Origin of the sequence: Microcoleus sp. (assembly GCF_049646505.1) — a bacterium.
Taxonomy (GTDB): domain Bacteria; phylum Cyanobacteriota; class Cyanobacteriia; order Cyanobacteriales; family Microcoleaceae; genus Microcoleus.
The window spans coordinates 1-4320 of record NZ_JBARVX010000055.1 but is presented as its reverse complement, the minus strand read 5'-3'; the positions used below and the strand labels follow the sequence as shown (position 1 = coordinate 4320).

6 protein-coding genes are annotated in these 4320 nt (G+C 44.4%); 3 read left to right on the top strand and 3 right to left on the bottom strand.

Annotation, left to right across the window (positions count from 1 at the left end; all coding sequences use genetic code 11):
• Both WBA89_RS02905 and WBA89_RS02900 read right to left on the bottom strand, forming a co-directional pair.
• Window positions 1-832 (bottom strand): Npun_R2479 family HD domain-containing metalloprotein (locus tag WBA89_RS02905; RefSeq protein ID WP_424403913.1); only part of this gene is annotated, 832 nt, incomplete at its 3' end.
• 392 nt (window positions 833-1224) lie between these two features.
• A complete protein-coding gene (locus tag WBA89_RS02900) occupies window positions 1225-1539 on the bottom strand; it encodes a Mo-dependent nitrogenase C-terminal domain-containing protein (RefSeq protein ID WP_424403911.1) in 315 nt (104 codons plus the stop codon).
• A 320-nt stretch (window positions 1540-1859) separates the two neighbouring features.
• Here WBA89_RS02900 and WBA89_RS02895 point away from each other — a divergent pair, with 320 nt between their 5' ends.
• The 3 genes from WBA89_RS02895 (at window position 1860) to WBA89_RS02885 (ending at window position 3378) form a co-directional block, all read left to right on the top strand.
• Window positions 1860-2675 carry a cobyrinic acid a,c-diamide synthase gene (locus WBA89_RS02895; RefSeq protein WP_424403909.1) on the top strand — a complete coding sequence of 272 codons (816 nt, stop codon included), beginning with the start codon at window positions 1860-1862 and terminating at the stop codon, window positions 2673-2675.
• A 69-nt stretch (window positions 2676-2744) separates the two neighbouring features.
• Window positions 2745-3209, top strand: coding sequence for a VOC family protein (locus WBA89_RS02890; RefSeq protein ID WP_424403907.1), 465 nt, complete (start codon window positions 2745-2747; stop codon window positions 3207-3209).
• Window positions 3187-3378 carry a VOC family protein gene (locus WBA89_RS02885; RefSeq protein ID WP_424403905.1) on the top strand — a complete coding sequence of 64 codons (192 nt, stop codon included), beginning with the start codon at window positions 3187-3189 and terminating at the stop codon, window positions 3376-3378. Before WBA89_RS02890 ends, WBA89_RS02885 begins: the two co-directional genes overlap by 23 nt.
• A gap of 175 nt (window positions 3379-3553) precedes the next feature.
• Here the strand turns inward: WBA89_RS02885 and WBA89_RS02880 are convergent, their stop codons facing one another.
• Window positions 3554-4261 (bottom strand): FAD-dependent oxidoreductase, encoded by a 708-nt coding sequence (locus WBA89_RS02880; RefSeq protein ID WP_424403915.1) that lies wholly within the window; start codon window positions 4259-4261, stop codon window positions 3554-3556.
• Window positions 4262-4320 lie beyond the last annotated feature (59 nt).

Here is a 4320-nt window from a genome sequence, read left to right as displayed (position 1 = left end):
CTTCAGAATGCTCCACCCGAAACACATTTGCATTCAGGTTAGCGACAATTTGTTTCCCCTGCTGCGTCAGTTCCAAATAGCCGATCGCATCCTTGACATACCGATACACCACATTCCAGTAAAACTTAGGATACCCGTCCCGCAAATCCCCCGGATTGCGATATCCCAACACCTGATTTTGACCAGTCTCCTCAAACTCGTAAAACAGCGCAGCAACCTTTTGCAAATATCGCGGGTCGCTCAACTGACCGATTAAATCCGCCGCCCGCACCAAACCCGGATAATTCGCAGTATCTCGATGATCTTCGCCCGCCGGAACCGGGAAACGAGTTAACTCAATATTCTGCTTAACCAAGTCAGCATCAATCAGTCTGTGACCTCCAAAACGCTCTTCAACAAACATTTTTCCGCGATCGACATGATAAGGCGTCAAACTCGCATCCGTCGCCCCCCGAGGCAGTGTTAATTTCAAGTCGCCGATGCCCGTCGCATAAAGTCCCAAATCTGTTCTATCTTGACGGCAAACGCCCTTGACGTACCCGATATCGTGGCACAGCAAGGCAATGTGGAAATGCAGCCAGTGTTCGCAGGAAACACCGCCTTCGCGGATGTGCTTCCCGCGCAGAATTTCTTGTCCTACCAATGTCACTAAAATAGTGTGTTCTACATTGTGGTAAAGAGCGTCGCTATTGGCAATATTTTGTAAAGCCATATCGGCTACCCAAGCAATAATTTCTCCATAGTCAGATTTGAACCCGCCGTAGGTGTGGCGGTAGCCTTCAATTAGCCGATTTACAAAAGCGTTAATCAGCAGTTCAGTTGCGTTAAACATATTCACTTGCTCGAGCTAAAGTAGCTTGTTAAATTTTTTATATACTTATTGTTTTTGATGCTACCGTTTGATGTTTTAGAATTTCGCAAAATTAATGATACAAAATAATTTTTGCTTTCAACCCTGTTTGTCAGGTGCGCGGCACCCTCGAAACAGCCGATCGCACTTCAGGATTTTTTGAGCGTGCGACGCACCCCAGGACTGCTGTTGCATAATTGAGAATTTGTATTATTTTTGACTTACCCGCCGCGATGGATGCCCGCTCCTTATCTAGAGGCATCCACTGATATTATCAAAGATCATGGCTTAAATTTGGAATCTCGCAACTAGCAGAGCGGTGCACCCGGTAAATAATCGATCTCGGCGGGCGATCGAGGTATAACACCCCTCAATCAGCAGTACCGCGTTACATCTTCCCCGCACGTGTCAGCCAAAAACGAGAGCGATCGAAAACGCAACCCCACTAATTCTTCATATACCGGATTCAGCTTGCACATCGGGGGTACGTGGAAAAGATGGTGTCCCCATAGCTGGATATCTCTCTCAAAAGGACACTGTGAGGGTATAAGTTGGCACAACCACCGAGCTACTTGCCGATCGCCCACTGCAATGCTATCGAGCCACCGTCGCGCTGGTTGGACGAGGAACTTGGCAAAACTTAAGTATTGACACCGATTTTTAGGAAAAATTCTTGTAGTCGAATTCATGATTGACCTCAGTAATTATTACTAATAAAAACTTCTGAATCGCTTTTCTTAATTATCAATCAAACCCCCCGCGATTCGGTGTGACGCGAATAAGTTTTTTGCGTGATACTAAACGCCCTAAAATGTGATATATTAAGTTTACAGTCGTGATTGTAAGTCCGCAAAAATGTGAGACAAATCACCTGGTGTACTCTTTAGGTCGTGTAGCATAAGACAGAGCAAAAAAATTAAGATAATTTCTCACTACCTGCATCTGCCTTAGCCTACTACTTACCGGCGAGACATTACCCGATCAACTTACTAACATAAGGTTTCAGGCAATGATTGGACAAAAATATAAATATGCCGACCTTTCTCAACGCACCCACACAGATACCGTCTTGGAAAAACTCCCAGTAGAAGTCAAAGCTTGGGCTGAAAGTTTGCCTTGGAACCAGCGGCGCTACGTCTTGTCCATTTCTTACATATTGTGTGCATCTACTCCCGAGTTACAAGCCGAATTTTTAGATGACTACACAGCCGACGGCTTAGTCTCAAAAATGTTTGAAGATGTCGATACTCTCCACCGAGTCAAAGAGTATTTAATCAGATTTAAAGTCAAAAAAGAATTAAACGAATCTGATTTGAGAAGCTACATCAAACAATTTTATATTCACTCAGCCCAACAAGCGCGCCGAGAAACCGATCAATATTTAGAATCTGCCGTCCGCTTTGTCTTGAGTACAGAAGAACGCAATAATGTTTTTAACTACATTTTGGGTTTTGAGTTTATTAAAATTGTGTTTCAAATGAGCTGGTTGCAACATGAAAGATTAGCCAGACTGCAAAAAAGTCAGTCGCAGTTTATTGAAAGTTACATCAAGCCGATTCAACACGCCCACAGAATTAATGGCATAATTGTACCGAAAGATGAGAGAATCTTTTTTGCTAGACGCACCTATTACGTTCAACAGCCCAACATTTCTTACAGAAAACTCATTGAGTTAGTTATGGCAAGTTTTACGACAGAAATGGTGACTCAATGCGGATTTTCCATCAGCCGCCACTCTCAAGCTTTCCAGTTTGACTGCGATTACATTTACGATCCAGAACCGGAAGAAGAAAGATTTCCTACTGACTTGCAATTTATTCATTAGACTTGTTCTATTAATTGTGAATCGGGCATTTTGCCCGATCGCGCTTACTGGCTTTTGAGGATTCGTCAAGTGCAGAAAATTCGAGCCATTGGATTGACGGTCAAAAATGCCGATCGCTCCCAAGAGTTTTGTACCAAAGCACTCTGCTTTGAATTTGTTTCGGATATTACGGTTGAAGGGCAAAATTACAGCGAGCTCGAAGGTGTTGAGGGGGCAAAAATCCGCATTGTTACTTTGCAGCTTGGAGATGAACAAATTGAGTTAATGGAATATCTGAACGTTGAGGGAAAACCCATCCCCAAAGATTCCCAAAGTAATGACTTGTGGTTTCAACATTTGGCAATTGCAGTCAGTGACATCGATCGCGCTTTTGCACACCTGCGCTGTTTTCCCATTGTCCCCATCTCCACTGCACCCCAGACAATACCGCCGGAAAATCCAGAAGCTGCTGGCGTGCGAGCTTTAAGGCCGCCCCATACCGAGCGATTGGAAAAGTTGCGATATTGCTCGTATGCAAGTCCAACTAATTGTTAACGAGCTCGATCGACTATTGGAAAAGTTGCGACAAAATGGGGTTGACTTTATCTCGCCGCAGCTCGTACAATTTGGAGATAATTCCAGTTTTTCCCGCCAAAGTTGCCTCGTCAAAGATCCTGACGGACACGCAATCTTACTGACATCAATTCCGGTTGAACCGGAATGATGTTAACTGTTAACTGTTAACTGTTGCTCGTTACCAGGCTCTGCCTGGTAATGCAGATCCGGAGGCTCTGCCTCCTTTGAGGAAGGCAACTTACAGGAGAGAAGGCTGTAGGAGGTGTTTAAGTTATTAAGTTTTCGATCCTGAGCTATTTCAAAAGATTGCTAAATTTTAGCCATTAACTAGCTGTATTGTCTTTGCTATCTCCTAACATTTGCATCAATTTTCGGGCGGCGACAACGCCCACTACCGCACCGCCGATCCATTTAACCGCATCAGCAGTGTGAATCGGGTGCAAATGGCGATCGAAAATTTCATCTTTCAGCCATTCCCCTGTTACTTTAAAATTATGAACCGGAGCGGGCAACAACTGTAAGTAAGTACCTTGGCGGATTAAGTGACCGAGTTCTCCGGTTACTTCAAAGCTATTGTAAATGTTAGCCGCACTTTCTTCTATCCCAAGTTTTAGCAGCGTTCCCCGCAGGTTAACTTCCGCAGGTTTTAGCTCATTTCCTAAAGCCAGAGCATTCAAATTGTGAGAGATTGCAGCTCCCTGCTGGTAAGCAACTTGAGCGGTGGGAGGTAAAGAATTGCCTTGCACTGCTGCACAATCTCCCCCAGCAAAAACTTCTGGAAAATCTAGCAGTTGCAGTGTAGGGTTCACGAAAGGGCGACCGTGTTTGTCTCGCGATTCATCAGAAATTGCTAAACCTTTAATTAGCGAATTAATGTTAGTTCCCGCCGTCCAAATTACTGTAGCTGTTGATAAAGTTTCCGCCTGGCCGCGGCGCTGATATTCTACTTCGTTGGGGCGAATAGCAGTCGCTTTTGCCTCCATAATAAATTCTACTGGTACTGTGCGTTTTTGCAGAGCATTTGTCGCAATTTCGCGCAGGTGATACCAATTTCAAAAAATAATGCAACAGTATTCTTGTCCCCCCCCTT